Raw genomic sequence first — 17,063 nt, 5'->3', positions numbered from 1 at the left:
GGCACGCGGGGGGCAAGTGCCCCGCCGCCTGTCCGCTTATTCCGCCGCGCGCAGTTCCGGGCTCAGTTCCATTGTCGATACGGGCTCGTCCTCCCAGATGATCTCGGGCGCTTTGACCTGTTTTGCGGCCCGGTTCAGCGCCCAGTCGCGCGCCGCCCGGCTGCCGCGACCAAAGCTGAGCCGCGCCAGCAGGCGGGCGATCCACAGCACGTAGGTGGTGAACCAGACCCGGATCGCCAGCATCGCCGGGGTAAAGACCAGCGTCAGCATGGTGGCGATGCCCAGACCAAAGACCACTGCCGTGGCAAGGTTTTTCCACCACAGGGCCGTCGGGCTGTCGATGGAATAGCCGCCGCCGAAGAAATCAAGGCTGAGCCCCAGCATCATCGGCGCAAGACCGGCCATCGTGGTGATCGTGGTCAACAGCACGGGACGCAGACGGTCCTGTGCCGTGCGGGTGATCGCCTCGATCCGCGGCATGTAGCGCGAGTATTCCTGATACGTGTCGATCAGCACGATGTTGTTGTTCACCACGATCCCGGCCAGGGCCACGATCCCGGTGCCGGTCATGATGACCGAGAAATACTGGTCCAGAACCAGCATCCCGATCAGCACACCCGTGGTTGACAGGATAACCGCCAACAGCACCAGCACCGCGTTGTAAAAGCTGTTGAACTGCGCCAGCAGGATGATGAACATCAGGAACAGCGCCCCGCCAAAGGCGGATTGCAGAAAGGCCTGGCTTTCTTCCTGGTCTTCCTGGTCGCCGGTCCATTCCCATTCCAACCCCGCGGGCAGGGGATCGGTTTCCAGCCAGTCGGTCAGCACGGCGATCCGTTCACTGCCCGTTACCGGCACGACCCGCAGGTCCGATATGCCGTCGCTGCCCGCCTTGGCCAGGATCGCGTCGGGGCTTTCATCGGTCAGCCAGCGGACCTCGTCAAAGTAGCGGATGTTCGGTCCCATCAGCCATTCGAAATGCGCCGAGCGACCGAAGTCATGCTGCCAGCCGGCGGTTGTCACGTCACTTTGCTCGGGGTCCATTTCCACCCCGGTCAGCAGCGGCACGAATTCCGTGGTCACTGTTCCGTCGGGGTCCGTCGTGGTCACGTCCCAGCCGATTTCCATCAGGCTTTCCTGCACACCCGCCTTGACGTCGAAAAAGCGCGTCTGGTCGATGCGTTCGATCTCGGCCAGTTTGGCGACGGGTCGGCGCGTGATGAAATTCGACAGGGGCACCAGCCCGTCGGTGGTCCGCACCTTGAGGCTGTCGAGGGTTGACAGCACCCGGTCCTGTTCGGGCAGGCGCACGCGGATCTCGATCTCGTCGTCGGACCCTTGCGGCGTATAGCTGTCCAGCAGCACACCGCGCGTAACCAGCTGCACCATGGCGCCCACGGTGGCGACATTGGCGCCGTAGCGGCCTGCCTTTTCCACGTCCACGTCGATTTCCCAGTCGATGCCGGGCAGGGGGCGCGTGTCCTCGATCAGGGTCAGACCGGGGGTGCTGTCGAACTTGTTGCGCACGGCGGCCGCCCCGGCCAAAAGGGCATCCCAGTCGTCGCCGCGCAGGCGCAGGTGGACAGGTTTGGCGCTGGCCGGTCCGCGGGCCTGGGCGAGGATCTCGATCTCGACGCCCGGAATGCGTTCAAGCTTTTCGGTCAGGTCATCCAAGATCACGTCGCCGTCCAGTTTGGCCAGCGGGATACCGGTTTCACGTGCATAGGCCGGGCGCCCGTCCCACGGGATGGTTTCGAACTGCACCTGTCCGATGGTGTCCTTGGGGGCCATCGCGCCGCCGGTGTTGTTGTCCAGCCCGCCTTCGCCCGCAAAGGAAAAGGCGTTCAGGATCCCGGGATGGGTCAACACGATTTCCTCGGCGCGTTTTACCAGCGCGTCCTTTTCCGCGAGGCTGAGGTTGCCGCGCGCCCGGACATAGACGATGGCCTGTTCCGGTTCGCTTTCGACAAAGAAATCCACACCGTTGTTGTTTTCACCGTAGTAGGCAAAGACGTTGATCACGAAAAAGATCACGGCGGCCACGGTCACCAGCGGCATGATCGGGTTGCCCGCGATGCCCTTGATCACCCAGCCAAAGAAATTGCGCCGGTTGCTGCGTTCGACCTTGCGCGGCTTGCGGCGGATTTCGACTGCATCCATTGCAACCGAGGAAATCACCGCGAACAGCACAAAAAGGATCACCCCGGGCAGATGCGCGCTCCAGCCTTCGGCCTCGGTGGGACCAAGATAGGCGGGGTTGAGCACCAGCATCGCGCCGATGAACAGGCCAAGGATCGCGACCGGCACCAACAGGATCCGCAAGCTCCAGTGCAGGCGCGCGCGCAGCCAGTTGCCGGCGCGGTGCACATTGCGTGAAAAGCGGCCCGAAACGCCGCCCATGACCGGAAGATAGATCAGCGCCACGACAAGGCTGGCCGAAAGAACAAAGATCAGCGTGATCGGCAGCATGCCCATGAACTCGCCCGCGACGCCGGGCCAGAACAGCATGGGCAGGAAGGCGCATAGCGTCGTCGCCGTAGAAGAGACCACCGGCCAGAACATGCGGTGCGCGGCCTCGACATAGGCGTGCATCGGGCCGGTGCCTTCGGAAATCCGCTTGTCGGCATATTCGACAACCACGATTGCGCCGTCGACCAGCATCCCGACCGCAAGGATCAGGCCGAACATCACGATGTTCGAGATCGTTACACCCATCAGCGCCAGCAGCACGAAACACAGCAGGAAAGAGGTGGGGATCGCAAAGCCCACCAGCAACGCGGGCCGCAGGCCAAGGCTGGCCAGAACCACGATCATCACCAGCGCGATGGCCGTCAGAACCGAGCCTTCGAGCTGGCTGACCATGCTGGCGACCTGCCGGCTCTGGTCGTTCGAGGTGCCCACGTCCAGCACCGCCCGCAACTCGTCGGGCCAGCTATCCTGCGCCACCGTCAGCGTGGCCTGTACCTGCGCCACCGTGTCGATGATGTTAAAGCCCTTGCGCTTGACCACCTGCAAGGCGACGGTCTGTTCGCCGTTGAACCGCGCGGTGCCACGCCGGTCCTCGAAGGTCAGGTTGATGGTGGCCAGATCGCCCAGCGTCACCACGCGGTCGCCGTTCACCTTGACCGGCAGTTCATAGACATCGCGGGGATCGTCAAAGCTGGACGGAATCTTGACCGCGAAGGTGCCGTTGTTGGTTTCGACCTCGCCTGCGGCGATCAGCTGGTTGTTGTTCTGGACGACGCGGATCAACTCGTCGGCGGTGACGTTGTAGCTTTCCAGCCGCAACGGATCGATCACCACTTCCAGCATTTCGTCGCGGTTGCCCGCGATCCCGGCCTCCAACACGGAATCCAGCGCCTCCAGCCGGTCCTGAAGATCCTTGGCGATCTTGTTCAGCGTGCGTTCGGGAACAGGTCCCGAGAGGTTGACGATCAGGATCGGAAACTCGGAAAAGTTGATCTCGTTGATTGAATACTTCTCGGCGCCTTCGGGGAACTCTGCCTCGGCGTTGTTCATGCCGTCGCGCACGTCGGCGATGATCTTGGTCTTGTCCCAGCCGAATTCGAACTCCAGCGCCAGACCGGCATAGCCTTCGGCGGCGGTGGCGTTCATTTTCTTCAGCCCGTCCAGATCCGAAAGCTCGGTCTCCATCGGTTTGACCAACAGCTTTTCCGCATCGGCGGCAGAGATGCCGGGGAAGGGGACCGACACGAAGAGCGCCGGGATCTCGATGTCCGGTTCGCCCTCTTTGGGCAGCGAGAGATAGGAATAGGCCCCAGCCACAAGGCTGAGCACGATAAAGGCGATGATCATGCGGGCGCGTTCGGCGGCCCAGTCGATGATGCCGGTCATTGGATGATGTCCTCGTAACTCGGCACCACGGTCACGCCGTTGGTGACATATTCCTGTCCGACGGTGATGACGTCGACCTCGTCCGGCAAGCCGGTGATCCATACCCCGTCACGGGTATCGCGCAGGATCGACACGTCCATCCATTGCACGCTGTCCTGATCGGTCACGGTGCGCACGCCCAGCTTGCCCTCGTCGTTCAGCGTCAGAGTCGATTGCGACAGGAAGTGCGCCTTGGCGCCTTCGGCCTCGATGGCGATCTCGGCGGTTTCGCCGTCGCGGATGGTCAGATCCGCGTTGTCGACGGTCAGTTCCACCGCAAAGGTCCGCGTCAGGGGATCGGCGCTGCGCGAGACAAAGCTGACCTTGCCCTCGACGATGCGTCCGTTGGTCAGGCGGGCACCGGCACGGGCCCCCAGATCCACGCGCGCAACGGTGGTTTCGGGCACGTAGCCGACGATCTTGATCGGGTTGAGCTGGATCACGGTGGCGCAGGCCGATCCGGGTTGCATCAGCGCGCCCAGTTCGGCGGTGTCGGTTTCCAGAAGGCCGGCGAAAGGCGCGTGGACCTTGAGCCGCTCGATCTCCTTGGCGGCTGCGGCGACGGCGGCCTCGGCGGACTGGATCGCGCTCAGCGCGCCTTCCTCGCCGGTCTTGGCGGATTGCACACCGGCCAGCGCGCCTTCCAGTTGCGACTTGGCCGAGATCACAGCGGCCTTGGCACCCTCGACCGCCGACAGAGCCGAGGCCACAGCAGCCTTTGCGCCCTGCAATTGGCTTTCGGCGGTGCGCACGCCGGCAAGCGCGTTCTGGATCTGGGCCTTGGCCGAAATCACCCCGGCGCGGGCGTTGCTGATGCCGCTTTCGGCGGCCTGAACTGCGGCCCTGGCGGTCGCGACCTGGCTTTTGGCGGTTTGCACTGCGGCCAGCGCGCCTTGCAACTGCGATTTGGCCGCCTCAATGCCCGAGGTGGCGGATTTCAGGCCAAGTTGCGCGGTCTGCACGGCAGCCAAGGCCGTTTCATGGGCCGCTTCTGCCCCGGCCAGCCGGGTCTGGGCGGCAAAGCCGTCACGGGCCAGTTCCTGCGACGCGCGCAGATTGATCTCGGCCTCGCGCACCTGCGCCTCTGCCTGTTTCACGCGGGCCTTGGCCTCGGGGATGCGGGCCTCGGCGGTGACTAGGGCGGCCTCGGCGGCGGGGACGCCTGCCTCGGCCTCTTTCAGTCGGGCCTCGGCGGCGGGGACCGCGGCCTTGGCCTCGGCCAGCCGCGCTTCGGCTTCGGGGACGCGGGCCTCGGCCTCGACCAGACGGGCATCGTTTTCGGGAATGCGGGCCTTGGCTTCGGCCAGAAGGGCCTCGGCGGCGGGCACGCCAGCCTTGGCCTCGGCCAGCCGTGCCTCGGCGGCAGGCACCGCGGCCTCGGCTTCAAGGATGCGTGCCTCGGCGGCGGGCAGTTGCGCCTTGGCCTCGGCCAGACGGGCCTTGGCCTCGGGCAGGCGGGCCTTGGCTTCGGCCAGTCGGGCCTGTGCCTCTTGCAGGCTGACCCCCCGGGTGCCGGGATCGATTTCACACAAAAGCTGCCCGGCTTCGACCAGAGCGCCCTTACGCAGCGGTTCAGACACGATCTTGCCCGAGGTTTCCGCCCGCACCTCGACCTGACGCACGGCCTCGGTTTCGCCGCGCAGGATGACTTCGCTGTCGACGACCTGCGCAACCGAACGTTTTGCCATGACACGTACCGCGCCCTCGGGGATCACCGCAGGCTCTGCGGCTTCGGCCACCGGCGCTGCACCCTCTGCCGCATCCGGGTCGGCGGCGGGATCGTCCACCTGCGCGGCGGGAGAGGTGTCACGGGCAAAGCCAAGCAGCCGGTCCCGTTCCATCACCACCGCGTAAAGCACGGCTGCCACAAGACAGGCCGTCAGGATCGACATGATGCGCATATTCTTCATCCCTTGGGCGCCGGGCAATCGCCCGCCGCGTGTCGTCAAATACTTATGTGCCGAGCCACACCTTGATCCGCAGAGTCGGGATGCGCCCATGCTGAACAGTTTGGTTCAGTTTTAGGCGGCACCAAGGGGAGCTTCAAGCGTACCTCCGGCATTTGCGCCGCAAAACGGCGCTTTTTCGGCAATTTCATGGGAGTTTCACGAAAATAGGGCGGGCGGGAAAAGTCCCGCCGCCCGTCGTTGGCCCCCCGGGGGTCATGAAAACCCGAATGCCATCGCGCCTTGGCACCGCAGGACGGGACATGTAAGAGGGGGAAAACCAACCGGAGGGGGCCCGTTTGAGCGACGCCGACAGTTTCATCGACGAGGTGACCGAAGAGGTCAAACGCGACCGTCTTTATGCGACCCTGCGCAAGTGGGGCTGGGTGGGCGTGCTGATCGTGCTGCTGATCGTGGGGGGCACCGCCTACCGCGAATGGCGCATCGCCGCCGCCGAATCCCGGGCGCAGGCCTTTGGCGACAGCATTCTTGACGCGCTGGACGCCGAGGATGCGCCCAAGCGGATCGAGGCGCTGGGCGCAATCGAACCGCCGACCACGGCGGGCACGGCGATTCTGTCGATGCTGACCGCGGCGGAGCAGGGCACCGAGGGCGACGATGCCGCCGCCGTGGCCCGCTTGCAGGCGGTGGCCGACAACACCGAGATCCCCGCCATCTATCGCCAGATCGCCAGCTACAAGGCGCTGACCCGCGGCAGCGGGGTGTTGCCGGTCGAGGAGCGCCGCAGCGGGTTCGAGGCGTTGGCCGTGGCCGGCCAACCGCTGCGCCTGCTGGCCGAGGAACAACTGGCGCTGATCGAGATCGAAACCGGCGACCGCGACGCGGCATTGACGCGACTCGAGGCGCTGGTCGAGGATGCCGAGGCGACACAGGGCTTGCGGCGCCGCGCTTCGCAATTGATTGTGGCACTGGGCGGCGACGCGCCCGGCAACTGAGCCCGTATTGTCGGGGCACACGGCGGGGGGCAGGGCCCCGTATGGTGACGAAAGGGGCATTCGGATGCTGCGTAAGACCTCTCTGCTGATTTCGCTGGCCGCGGTGGCGCTGGCCGGTTGTACGGAGCGCGAGCAGATCCTGCCGGGCGAACGCCTGAATGTGCGTGACGTGCTGAGCGGCGATTACGTGGACGACGCGGCCCCGGTCGCCGAGGCCGCGGGTCCGCAGGCCCGCGCTTTCAGCGCGCCTGCCGCCGTGGCCAACCAGGATTGGGCGCAAAGCCCGGTCTCGCCGATGGCACGGGTGGCCAACGCGGCCCTTGGCCAGTCGCTGTCGCCTTTGTTCGCGGTGTCGATCGGGGCGGGCGACGGACGCAAGACCCGGCTGAACGCGGACCCGATCGTGGCTGGCGGGCGTATCTTTACCATGGACGCCAACCATCAAGTGCGGGCGACCTCGACATCGGGCCAGACACTGTGGAGCGCGGCCCTGATTCCCCAACGTGACAAGGCTCCCGAAGGACAGGGCGGCGGGCTTGCCTATGGGGATGGCAAGCTGTTCGTGTCCTCCGGTTTCGGCAAGCTGACCGCGCTGGACCCGGCCACGGGCAATGTCTTTTGGGAACAGGATCTGAACAACACGGCCACCGGCGCGCCCAGCTATCGCGACGGGCTGGTTTATGTGGTGTCCGGCGACAGCACGGCCTGGGCGATTGAAAGCAAGGATGGTCGCGTCCGCTGGCAATTCGACGGCGCGCAGGATTTCAACAATATCGCGGGGGCACCCGCCCCGGCGATCAACGACAAATATGTGGTTTTTGCCTTCGGGTCGGGCGCTGTGTCCGGCGCGTTCCGCCAAGGCGGATTGCAAGTCTGGAACGCGGAGCTTCTGGGACGGCGCACAGGGGTCACTCTGGCGGGCATCAACGACGTGACCGGCGATCCCGTAATCGCGGGCGACCGCGTCTATGCCGGCAACCACTCGGGCCGTGTCGTAGCGCTGTCGATCTACAACGGCGACCGGATCTGGACCGCCAAGAAGGGCGCCCTGGGGCCGATGTGGCCCGCAGGTGATTCGGTCTTTTTCGTGTCTGACCTGAACCAGCTGGTGCGGCTGGACGCGGACACCGGTCAGGAAATCTGGTCGCGGGACCTGCCGGGATATCGTCCGACACGGAACCCGAACCGCCGCCGTGACGGCTCGTTTGCCAACCACGGTCCGGTTCTTGCGGGCGGACGGCTGATCGTCACCAGTTCGGACGGCAAGATTCGCGCGTTCAATCCCGCCGATGGCAGCCTGTTGCAGCAAATCGACATCGCCGGCGGGGCCACGACGCGGCCGATCGTGGCCAATGGCACGCTTTATGTCGTGTCGCGCAAAGGCGTCCTGCACGCCTATCGCTGATCTGGCGTGATCCGATTGTGCGCGCCTTCGGCGCGCGCAGGATCCTCGGCCCGGCGGCCTGACGGCCTTGGTCTCGGGGTTTGGGCAACCGCGAAAGGGCAGGGTCCGGAAACCCGCGGCACAGGTGGGCGCGCCCCCTTTATCCCTGTTCCGAAATGCGCTAAGCGGCGCTCTTGATCTTTGGAGCCGGGACATGAGTTTCTCTCTCGCCATCGTCGGTCGCCCCAACGTGGGCAAGTCGACCCTGTTCAACCGTCTTGTCGGGCGGCGTCTTGCGCTGGTCGATGACCAGCCGGGCGTCACACGTGACCTGCGCGAGGGCGAGGCGCGGCTGGGCGATTTGCGGTTTACCGTGATCGACACCGCCGGTCTGGAAAACGAGACGGATGAGAGCCTGCCGGCCCGTATGCGCCGCCTGACCGAACGCGCCGTGGACGAAGCAGATATCTGCCTGTTCCTTGTCGATGCGCGGGCCGGGATTCTGCCCGACGATCAGGTTTTTGCCGAGATCCTTCGCAAGCGGGCCAAACACGTCATCCTTGCCGCCAACAAGGCCGAAGGATCGGCGGCGGATGCCGGTGTGATCGAAGCCTATGCGCTGGGTCTGGGTGAGCCGCTGCGCCTGTCGGCCGAACATGGCGAGGGCATGAACGAGCTTTATTCCGCGCTTGTGCCGTTGTCCGAGGGTTTTGCCGAACGGGCCGCCGCCGAGGCACCGGAAACCGAGGTCTCGCTGACCGAGGAAGAGGCCGAGGAAGGCGATGATGGCGCCGTGCGGATGCCAACCGCTGACAAGCCTTTGCAGATCGCCGTTGTGGGCCGTCCCAACGCGGGCAAATCGACCCTGGTCAATGCCATTCTTGGCGAAGATCGCCTGCTGACCGGACCGGAGGCGGGGATCACGCGCGATGCGATTTCCGTCCAGATGGACTGGGGCGGGGTGCCGATGCGCATCTTTGACACAGCCGGGATGCGTCGGCGCGCCAAGGTTCAGGAAAAACTGGAAAAGCTGTCGGTGTCCGACGGCATCCGCGCGGTGAAATTCGCCGAGGTTGTGATCGTTCTGCTGGATGCCGCGATCCCGTTCGAGACGCAGGATCTCAAGATCGCCGATCTGGCCGAGCGCGAGGGCCGCGCCGTTGTGGTCGCGGTCAACAAATGGGATATCGAGGACCAGAAGCAGGACAAGCTGAAATGGCTGCGCGAGCAGTTCGAACATGTTCTGCCGCAATTGCGCGGTGCGCCTTTGGTGACAATCTCCGCCCGGACGGGCAAGGGGCTGGACCGTTTGCAGGCCGCCGTGATGCAGGCCTACGATGTGTGGAACCGCCGCGTGCCCACGGCGCAATTGAACCGTTGGCTGGAGGGTATGGTGCAGAGGCATCCGCCCCCCGCGCCGCAGGGCCGCCGGATCAAGCTGCGTTACATGACGCAGGCCAAGACGCGCCCGCCGGGTTTCGTGGTGATGTGCTCGCATCCCGACAAGCTGCCCGAGAGCTATTCGCGCTATCTGGTGAACGGGCTGCGCGAAGACTTTGACATGCCCGGAACGCCTATTCGCCTGACTATGCGCGGGCAGGGGGATCGCAACCCCTACAAGGGGCGCAAGAAGAAAAATGCCGGTGCGCTGAAGAAGCATCTCGGCAAATTGCAGTCGAAAAAGGACTGAAGATCTGGAAAGGAAAGCGGCGCCCCTGGCGCCGTTTTTCGCTTCGGAATTCACCAGGGAACAATGGCTGAGCACCGGTCGGCCGGAGAGATCGGGGCGTGAAGAGGGCGGAGCGCCGGGGATGGAATGGCTGGGCCGGATCAGTTCGCGCGTTCCAGGCGGTCAAGGCCGCGACCGTCGGCCCATGTGCCGTGCAGGTCGCCATCCGGCATCAGAACGTAGAAGACGGGGTCGCTGTCACCTTGCCAATCCACCGTCAGCAGGCGTCCCTGTAGCCGACCGGTGCCGCGATAGACCTGGCCGGCGATGGTCCAGGTGACGGCATATTGGCCGCCGTCTTCGCGGAGGTCCACGGTTCCGCTATAGGCGGATCCGTCGGGGTTGCGTCCGTCGACACGGTAGTGGCCCGCGAGGTCCGGGCTGCCTTCGAGTTGCAGGCTTTCCTGTGCGACGAGCGGGGAGGCCAGAAGGCAGGCAGAGAAAATCAGGGCGCGCATGTGAAAATCCTTGGCGTTGGAATGGCGGAAAGCCTAGGGCGCGCGCCCGGCCCTGTCCAGCGCCGCCTTATTCCGTGTCCGTGCCACGCACGCCAAGAATTGCGATCATGCCAAGCAGTGCCAGCCCGGTCACCGCGGCGTTAAAGGGCTGCCAGTTCGAAACGACGACCCCCACCAGTGCCCAGATCACTGTCATGCCGTATTCCGGCGCGCGGTGCAGGCGGTATTGCATGATCAGCGCCAGCGCCATGCAGGCGGCCAGCGACACCAGCGCCGCCGGTGTCGGCAGCAGCCAGCCATAACCGCCGATCACCACGCCGGTGCCGACGCAAGACGCCGCGGTCAGCCAGCCTGCGTAGACCGCCACCGGCCCCTGTTGCAGCCAGCGGTCAGTATCGCCCGCCCGCCAGAGTGCCACCAGCGCGGTGATCAGCATCACCCAGATCAGCACAACCGCCAATACCGGGGAAACCTGTGCCACCGGCAGCCAGACCGTCCCCACCGCAAGGCTGATCAGCAGTGGTGGGCGCATGGGCGCCCAGTCGATGTCATCGCCCCGACGCAGCAGGCCGAAGCCGGTGCCGATGATCAGCCAGACATAGATCAGGCCCCAGATCGCAAAGGCATAGCCCGCCGGTTGCACCGGCGGGTTTTCGATCACGACGGGAAATTGCGAAGGCTCGAAGCCGTTGAACCCCGGCGCCAGCCAGGGCGAGGCCGCAAAGGCCAGCGCCGCGACAAAGCAGAACAGGGCCCAGAGGCGGGTCATTCCAATACACCCTCGGCCGAGAGCCGCGTCTTGCCGCGCAGGTAAGGGTGCAGCGCCTCGGGCAGGTCGACCGAGCCATCCGCCTGCTGGCCGTTTTCCAGAACGGCGATCAGGCAGCGGCCCACCGCAAGGCCCGATCCGTTCAGCGTGGCGAGAAAGCCGGGCTTGCCGCCTTCGGCGGGTTTGAACCGCGCGTTCATGCGCCGCGCCTGGAATGTGCCGCAGGTCGAGACCGACGAGATCTCGCGGTAGCTGTCCTGACCGGGCAGCCAGACCTCGATGTCATGGGTCTTTTGCGCGCCAAAGCCCATGTCGCCGGTGCACAGCACCACGGTGCGATAGGGCAGGCCCAGCTTTTCAAGGATCGCCTCGGCGCATTTGGTCATCCGGTCATGTTCGGCCAGCGCCTCGTCCGGGTGGCAGACGGTGACCATCTCGACCTTTTCGAACTGGTGCTGGCGCAGCATCCCGGCGGTGTCGCGGCCCGCGCTGCCCGCCTCGGAGCGGAAACATTGCGAATGCGCGGTATAGCGGCGCGGCAGGTAGGATTGCTCGACCGTCAGACCGTTGACGATATTGGTCAGCGTCACCTCGGAGGTGGGGATCAGCCACCAGCCGTTGGTGGTTTCATAGCTGTCTTCGCCGAATTTGGGCAACTGGCCGGTGCCATACATCATTTCCGGGCGCACAAGCACCGGGGTCCATGTTTCGGCAAGGCCATGTTCTTCGGTATGGGTGTCCAGCATGAACTGCGCCAGCGCGCGGTGGATGCGCGCCACCCCGCCCGACAGCACCACGAAACGCGAACCCGACAGTTTGGCCGCCACTTCGAAGTCCATGCCCGGTTTCACGCCGTCGAGATCATAGTGCTCTTTCGGAGTGAAATCGAAGGTGCGCGGGCTGCCCCAGCGGCGGATTTCCACGTTGTCGTTTTCGTCCGCGCCGTCGGGGATGTCATCCAGCGGCAGGTTCGGCACGCCCATCAGCAGGTCGGTCAACTGGGTGTCCAGTGTCTTGGCCTTGTCCTGCATCTCGGCCACTTCGGCCTTTTTCGCGGCGACCAGCGCGCGCAGGCGTTCGAATTCGGCCTCGTCGCCGCTGGCCTTGGCCTTGCCCACGTCCTTGGAGGCGCGGTTCTGTTCCGCCTGCGCCTCTTCGGCGGCGGTGATGGCGGCGCGGCGTGCCTTGTCCAGATCGAGGATCTGTGACGACATCGCCTCCACCCCGCGGCGCGAGAGGGCCGCATCCCAGGCTTCGGGATTTTCACGGATGGCGCGGATGTCGTGCATCACTTTCTCCAATCATTGAACGAGTCGGGGCGGTTATGCCCCATCTTTTCACAGGACGGTAGGGGGACCGGGCGGGATGCGGCGCCTTCTCATGGCTGGCCTGCGAACTGTTGCCGAACCCATGCATCCACCGGAACCGCCAGCGCCTCTTCGTCGCGGGTGACGGCGACGATCACCGCGACCAGCCGCCGCGCACTGCCTTCGCCTGCCATGACGGGGCCGCCGCTCTGCCCCGGTTCGACGCGGCAGCCGATCCGCCAGAGGCCACCGGCCTCGGCACCGTAGCACAGGGGCGTCACTGTCAGCCGATGCGGGCGCGAACGGCGATAGCCCAACAGTTCCAGCGGACCGGGCAGGATTGCGCTGCCGATGCGCTGGGGCGCCGGGGGCAGCGGGTCTTCCAGTTCGATCAGGGCGATGTCGTGGCGCAGGTCGAACCGGCCGCCGGCATAGGCCCTGGGGTGGACGCGCACCTCTTTGATGCGGGCGGCGCCGCTGTGTTCGCTTCCGTTCCAGCCCGCGACAAAGACCATGTCCGCGATCCGTTTCAGATAGCCGTCCTCGGGGCGGGTGACACAATGGGCGGCCGTCAGGGCCAGCGCCGGGGCGATCAGCGTGGCGGTGCACATTTCCGACATGCGATAGCCAGCGGTGTTCAGCCGTCCGATGGCGGGCTCGTCGGCATGGACCGCGAAGGGAAACAACAAGACAACAAGCAGCAGCAGGCGCAGCATTTGGGGGCCTTTCCGGTTGGGCCCTGTTCGCAGGCAAAACCCTAGGGCGCGGGGCAGGGGCGGGCAAGGCCCGGCACCGGAACCGGCCAGGCCACGGCCTCCAGCCCTGCAAAGCCGAACAAATCGGCGCAGGGCCATGGCCTTGCCTTGCATCTGGCCCGCGCCGCGCATAGGTTCCGCGCAATTTCGCGGGGGGTGCCCCGCTCTCTCTGAACAGGAGCATCGTCCCTATGGAAGCCGTCGGCCAGTTTCTTCCGCTTATTCTGATCTTCGCGATCATGTATTTCCTGCTGATCCGTCCGCAGCAGAAGAAGATGAAGGAACACCAGAACATGGTCAGCGCGCTGCGCCGCGGTGACCAGGTCGTCACCCAGGGCGGGCTGATCGGCAAGGTCGTCAAGGTGAAGGACGACAAGGAAATCGAGGTCGAAGTGGCCGAGGGCGTCAAGGTCCGCGTGGTCAAGTCGACCATTGCGCAGGTCCTGTCCAAGACCGAACCGGCCGAAAGCTGATCCTTCATGTTGCAGGTCGATCTCTGGAAACGCGTGCTGATCTGGGCGACCGTCGTTGTCGGCCTGCTGCTCGCCCTGCCCAACGCCTTCTACAGCCGGGTCGAAACCCATAACGATGCCGTCAAGGCCATCGAAGCGGGGTTCGACACCTCCGAGAACCGGGATCTTGCCGCCGAATGGCCGTCGTTCCTGCCCTCGGGGCTGGTGAACCTCGGGCTCGACCTGCGCGGCGGCGCGCATCTTCTGGCCGAGGTTCAGGTGGACGAAGTCTATCAGGCCCGGATGGAGGCGCTCTGGCCCGAGGTCCGTGACGTGCTGCGCGACGCGCGCGACACCGTGGGCACGATCCGCCTGCAACCGTCGTCGACACAGGGCGAACTGCGCGTCAGGATTTCGGAACCCGGCGGCATGGACCGCGCCATCGAACTGGTGCGCGGTCTGGCGCAGCCCGTGGTCTCGCTGACCGGGGCCGGTTCCACCGATCTCGAAGTGCGGTCCGAAGACGATGAGATTGTCGTCACCCTGTCCGAGGCAGAGCGCAATGCCATGGACGACCGCACCATGCAGCAAAGCCTCGAGATCATTCGCCGCCGGATCGACGAGGTTGGCACGCGCGAGCCGACGATCCAGCGTCAGGGCTTTGACCGCATCCTGATTCAGGTGCCGGGCATCGGGTCCGCCGCCGAACTCAAGGCGATTATCGGCACCACGGCCCAGCTGACCTTTCAGCCGGTGGTCAGCCGCACCTCGGACGGAACCGAACGTCCGGGCGTCGGCAACGAGATCCTGCCCGCAGGCGATCAGGACGGGGTGTTCTACATCCTCGAACAGGCTCCCGTGGTCACTGGTGAACAGCTGACCAACGCGCAGCCCAGTTTCGACCAGAACGGCCGTCCGGCGGTGAACTTCAACTTCAACCCCTCGGGCGCGCGCAAGTTTGGCGATTACACCGCCAACAATATCGGTTCGCCCTTTGCCATCGTGCTTGACGGCGAGGTGATCTCGGCCCCGGTCATTCAGGCCCATATCGCGGGCGGTTCCGGCATCATCACCGGCAACTTCACGGTCGAGGAATCGACCCGTCTTGCGGTTCTGCTGCGCGCCGGTGCGCTGCCGGCCAAGATGGTCTTCCTCGAAGAGCGGACCATCGGCCCGGAACTGGGGCAGGACAGCATCGACGCCGGCAAGATCGCGACCATCGTGGCCTTTGTGGCGGTGCTGGTCTTTATGGCGCTCAGCTATGGCCTGTTTGGCATCTTCGCCAATATCGCCCTGATCCTGAACATCGGCATGATCTTTGGCCTGCTGTCGCTGATCGGCGCAACGCTGACCCTTCCGGGGATCGCGGGGATCGTTCTGACCGTGGGTATGGCCGTTGACGCCAACGTGCTGATCTTTGAACGGATCCGCGAGGAACTGCGCACCGCGCGCGGGCCGGCGCGGGCCATCGAGCTGGGCTATGAAAAAGCGCTCTCGGCGATCATCGACGCCAACATCACCACCTTCATCACGGCGGTCATCCTTTATGTCATGGGCTCGGGTCCGGTGCGCGGCTTTGCGGTTACGCTGGGCTTCGGCATCCTGACTTCCGTCTTTACGGCGATCTTCGTCACGCGGCTGCTGATCGTCACATGGTTCGAACGCCGCCGTCCGAAAACGATCGAGGTCTGACATGCGCCTGAAGCTGGTTCCCCAACAGACCAATTTCGATTTCTTTTCCAAACCGGTGCTGTGGCTGGGTATCTCGGCCCTTCTGATCGTGCTTGCGCTGGCCAGCTTTGGCCTGCGCGGGCTGAACTATGGCATCGACTTTCGTGGCGGCACCACGATCCGGACCGAAAGCGCGCAGACCGTGGATGTGGGCGCCTATCGGGATGCGCTGGCCGCACTGGAACTGGGCGACGTTGTGATCTCCGAGGTCTTTGACCCGAATTTCCGCGACGATCAGAACGTGGCGATGATCCGCATCGGCGCGCAGGACGGCGAAGAGGCCGTCAGCGTCGAGGTCATCGAACAGGCGCGGGTTGCGCTGGCAGAGATCGCGCCGGACATCAAGTTCGTCTCGGTCGAATCCGTCGGTCCCAAGGTTTCGGGAGAGTTGATCCGCACGGCGGCCATCGCCGTCGCGCTCGCCATCGGGGCGGTGCTGATCTACATCTGGCTGCGGTTCGAATGGCAGTTTGCGCTGGGGGCGGTCGTCGCGCTGGTGCATGACGTGGTGCTGACCATCGGTGTGTTTTCCGAGGTGGGTATCAAGTTCGACCTTGCCATCATTGCCGCGCTTCTGACCATCGTCGGCTATTCGCTGAACGATACCGTGGTTGTCTTTGACCGGGTGCGCGAGAACCTGATCAAGTACAAGTCCAAGGACCTCAAGGAGGTGCTGAACCTCTCGATCAACGAGACGCTCAGCCGGACCTTCATGACCTCGGTCACCACGCTGCTGGCGCTGATCGCGCTGTTCGTGCTGGGTGGCGACGTGATCCGGGGCTTTGTGTTTGCAATGATCTGGGGCGTGATCGTCGGCACCTATTCGTCGATCTTCGTGGCCTCGACCATGCTGTTGCGCCTCGGCGTAAAGCGCGACTGGTCCAAGCCCAGCGATACGACCGGCAATCAGTTCGGCGACATCGATGCCTGATTTTCTGGCCAGTCTCCTCGGGATCGAGGGGATTGGCTGGTTGATCCTTGCAGGGCTTGCAGCGGGGCTGGTGCGCGGGTTCACCGGCTTTGGCTCGGGCCTTGTATTTTTGCCGGTGGCGGCGCAACTCTTGCCGCCATTCGGTGCCATCCTGACAATGACCGTGATGGACCTCTTTGGTCCCGCGCCGATTCTGCGCCGGGCCTGGGCAGCGGTCGAAAAGGGCGATCTGGGCAGACTGGTCCTTGGATGCGCTCTTGTGTTGCCGCTGGGCATGTGGGTCCTGACCCGGATCGCGCCCGAGATCTTTCGCATTGGAGTTGCGCTGTTGGCATTGGCAATGCTGGCGGTGCTGTCGCTTGGCCTGCGCTATCGCGGACGGATAAGCCGCGGCATGGTCGGTGGAATCGGCGGCTTGGCCGGGTTGCTGGGGGGCATGGCCGGTCTGCCCGGACCGCCGGTGATCCTGTTCTACATGTCCCGGCCACTGCCGGTTGCCACGATCCGGGCAACGATCCTGCTGTTCCTGTTGGCCTATGACCTGCTGCTGATGGGCTATATGGCGGCCATGGGCCGTTTCATGACCGAGTTCCTCTGGCTGGGGCTGGCGCTGTCGGTGCCGAACATGTTGGGCAACTGGCTGGGCGCCCGGTTGTTCCGCCCCGAATGGGAAGCGGCCTACCGCGTGGCGGCCTATGTGCTGATCGCCACATCGGCCTTGTCGGCGCTGCCGGTCTGGCGGTAAAAGCGC

At 64.9% G+C, this 17,063-nt stretch carries 13 protein-coding genes; 7 read left to right on the top strand and 6 right to left on the bottom strand.

What is annotated here, in order from left to right; genetic code table 11:
- Positions 1 to 36: 36 nt before the first annotated feature.
- On the bottom strand, positions 37 to 3,855 hold the full coding sequence (locus KJP30_RS05895; RefSeq protein WP_218448054.1) for an efflux RND transporter permease subunit: 3,819 nt from the start codon (positions 3,853 to 3,855) through the stop codon (positions 37 to 39).
- Positions 3,852 to 5,786, bottom strand: a complete 1,935-nt coding sequence (locus KJP30_RS05890; protein ID WP_246594359.1) for an efflux RND transporter periplasmic adaptor subunit — start codon at positions 5,784 to 5,786, stop codon at positions 3,852 to 3,854. The genes KJP30_RS05895 and KJP30_RS05890 overlap by 4 nt, the downstream gene beginning before the upstream one ends.
- A 353-nt stretch (positions 5,787 to 6,139) precedes the next feature.
- Here KJP30_RS05890 and KJP30_RS05885 point away from each other — a divergent pair, with 353 nt between their 5' ends.
- The 3 genes from KJP30_RS05885 (at position 6,140) to der (ending at position 9,870) form a co-directional block, all read left to right on the top strand.
- Positions 6,140 to 6,796, top strand: a complete 657-nt coding sequence (locus KJP30_RS05885; RefSeq protein WP_218448053.1) for a hypothetical protein — start codon at positions 6,140 to 6,142, stop codon at positions 6,794 to 6,796.
- Positions 6,797 to 6,860: 64 nt separating this feature from the next.
- Positions 6,861 to 8,201, top strand: coding sequence for a PQQ-like beta-propeller repeat protein (locus KJP30_RS05880; protein WP_218448052.1), 1,341 nt, complete (start codon positions 6,861 to 6,863; stop codon positions 8,199 to 8,201).
- Positions 8,202 to 8,394: 193 nt separating this feature from the next.
- Entirely contained in the window at positions 8,395 to 9,870 is a 1,476-nt protein-coding gene (gene der, locus KJP30_RS05875; RefSeq protein ID WP_218448051.1) for a ribosome biogenesis GTPase Der, read from the top strand.
- Positions 9,871 to 10,010: 140 nt separating this feature from the next.
- On the opposite strand, the gene lfb1 is transcribed toward der, so the two are convergent.
- The 4 genes from lfb1 to KJP30_RS05855 all read right to left on the bottom strand — a co-directional run bounded on the left by lfb1 (position 10,011) and on the right by KJP30_RS05855 (position 13,159).
- On the bottom strand, positions 10,011 to 10,367 hold the full coding sequence (lfb1, locus tag KJP30_RS05870) for an LIC10280 family protein (RefSeq protein WP_218448050.1): 357 nt from the start codon (positions 10,365 to 10,367) through the stop codon (positions 10,011 to 10,013).
- A 67-nt stretch (positions 10,368 to 10,434) separates the two neighbouring features.
- Positions 10,435 to 11,136 carry a TspO-related membrane protein gene (locus KJP30_RS05865; RefSeq protein WP_218448049.1) on the bottom strand — a complete coding sequence of 234 codons (702 nt, stop codon included), beginning with the start codon at positions 11,134 to 11,136 and terminating at the stop codon, positions 10,435 to 10,437.
- Positions 11,133 to 12,425 (bottom strand): serine--tRNA ligase, encoded by a 1,293-nt coding sequence (gene serS / locus KJP30_RS05860; protein WP_218448048.1) that lies wholly within the window; start codon positions 12,423 to 12,425, stop codon positions 11,133 to 11,135. Before serS ends, KJP30_RS05865 begins: the two co-directional genes overlap by 4 nt.
- Before the next feature lie 89 nt (positions 12,426 to 12,514).
- On the bottom strand, positions 12,515 to 13,159 hold the full coding sequence (locus KJP30_RS05855) for a trypsin-like serine peptidase (RefSeq protein WP_218448047.1): 645 nt from the start codon (positions 13,157 to 13,159) through the stop codon (positions 12,515 to 12,517).
- 230 nt (positions 13,160 to 13,389) lie between these two features.
- On the opposite strand from KJP30_RS05855, the gene yajC reads away from it, so the two are divergent.
- The 4 genes from yajC to KJP30_RS05835 are packed head-to-tail and all read left to right on the top strand — an operon-like array spanning position 13,390 to position 17,057.
- Positions 13,390 to 13,671, top strand: a complete 282-nt coding sequence (yajC, locus tag KJP30_RS05850; RefSeq protein WP_218448046.1) for a preprotein translocase subunit YajC — start codon at positions 13,390 to 13,392, stop codon at positions 13,669 to 13,671.
- 6 nt (positions 13,672 to 13,677) lie between these two features.
- Positions 13,678 to 15,342, top strand: a complete 1,665-nt coding sequence (gene secD / locus KJP30_RS05845; RefSeq protein ID WP_218448045.1) for a protein translocase subunit SecD — start codon at positions 13,678 to 13,680, stop codon at positions 15,340 to 15,342.
- Position 15,343: 1 nt separating this feature from the next.
- On the top strand, positions 15,344 to 16,312 hold the full coding sequence (gene secF, locus KJP30_RS05840) for a protein translocase subunit SecF (RefSeq protein ID WP_218448044.1): 969 nt from the start codon (positions 15,344 to 15,346) through the stop codon (positions 16,310 to 16,312).
- The gene (locus KJP30_RS05835) at positions 16,305 to 17,057 is read left to right on the top strand and encodes a TSUP family transporter (protein WP_218448043.1); all 753 of its coding nucleotides are present in this window, start codon (positions 16,305 to 16,307) and stop codon (positions 17,055 to 17,057) included. The genes secF and KJP30_RS05835 overlap by 8 nt, the downstream gene beginning before the upstream one ends.
- The last annotated feature ends 6 nt before the right edge of the window (positions 17,058 to 17,063 follow it).

The organism is Antarctobacter sediminis, from assembly GCF_019218285.1.
GTDB classification, from domain to species: Bacteria; Pseudomonadota; Alphaproteobacteria; order Rhodobacterales; family Rhodobacteraceae; genus Antarctobacter; species Antarctobacter sediminis.
The sequence above is the reverse complement of the archived record's forward strand: the minus strand, read 5'-3'. Positions and strand labels throughout refer to the sequence as shown.